Source organism: Bradyrhizobium guangdongense, from assembly GCF_006483445.1.
Taxonomy (GTDB): Bacteria; Pseudomonadota; Alphaproteobacteria; order Rhizobiales; family Xanthobacteraceae; genus Bradyrhizobium; species Bradyrhizobium guangdongense_A.
Window position 1 is genome coordinate 1 of record NZ_PPPT01000311.1, and the last position, 1,126, is coordinate 1,126.

Sequence of the window (1,126 nt, forward strand, 5' to 3'; positions counted from 1 at the left end):
TCCTTGGCGGCCTTCTCGGCGAGCTCGATGATCGCGTTGATCACCGGCTGGAAGTGGCGGTGACCGAACATCACGGCGCCGAGCATGATGTCTTCGTTCAGCTCCTGGGCTTCCGATTCCACCATCAGCACGGCGTCGGCGGTGCCGGCTACGACGAGGTCGAGCTTGGTGTCGACCATCTCGTCGAGCGTCGGGTTGAGGATGAACTCGTCATTGGCGAAGCCGACGCGGGCAGCGCCGATCGGGCCCTTGAAGGGCGCGCCGGAGAGCGTGAGCGCAGCCGACGAAGCGACGAGCGCGACGATATCGGGATCGTTCTCCATGTCGTGCGACAGCACGGTGACGATGACCTGGGTCTCGTTGCGCCAGCCGTCGACGAACAGCGGACGGATCGGACGGTCGATCAGGCGGGAGACCAGCGTCTCCTTCTCGGTCGGACGGCCCTCGCGCTTGAAATAGCCGCCGGGAATGCGGCCGGCTGCGTAGGTCTTCTCCTGGTAGTCGACGGTCAGCGGCAGGAAGTCGACGCCTTCGCGCGGCGCTTTCGCGGCCACGACGGTGGCGAGCACCACGGTCTCGCCGTAGGTGGCGACGACGGCGCCGTCGGCCTGACGGGCGATCTTGCCGGTTTCGAGCTTGAGAGGGCGTCCGCCCCAGTCGATCTCGACTGAATGCTTATTGAACATAGATGTCTTCTTTCATGGGTTCTCGAAAGAAGGACGGCTCGAAAAACAAAAACCATGCGCAAGATTGCGGGACGCTGATCGGAACGAATGATCAGCGTCCGGCGATCCTGCCATGGTTTTCGGATTTCGGATGGCATCCATCCTTTCGGGTCATACGGGCGCCTTGCCCGTTGTGCCCAGCGGCCGGATTGCTGCTGGACGGTCAGTCGGCATGAACATCTTTCGAACGCCGTACCGCGGCCTTCGCATTCATGCCCCGGGTGCGGACCGTCATTGGCCCGCACACGACATGCGCTTTGCCTCGATCAAAAACCCTAATGAAAAGTGCTTTCGTTCGAAACCACGCGCAAAAACGCGCGCCACCGGCGCGCGCATGCAACTCTTAACGACGAATGTTGTGCTTCTCGAGCAGCGCCTTGTAGCGCGCCTCGTCCTTCTTC

At 62.3% G+C, this 1,126-nt stretch carries 1 protein-coding gene and 1 pseudogene; one reads left to right on the plus strand and one right to left on the minus strand.

The features are described 5' to 3' along the window. Window positions 1-686, minus strand: a pseudogene (locus C2U70_RS32325) (polyribonucleotide nucleotidyltransferase); the annotation flags it as partial. Between the two features lie 130 nt (window positions 687-816). Between C2U70_RS32325 and C2U70_RS33355 the strand changes: the two are divergent. Further along, window positions 817-1,126, plus strand: a 310-nt coding sequence (locus C2U70_RS33355; protein WP_210243926.1) for a hypothetical protein, incomplete at its 3' end; no start/stop codon positions are given.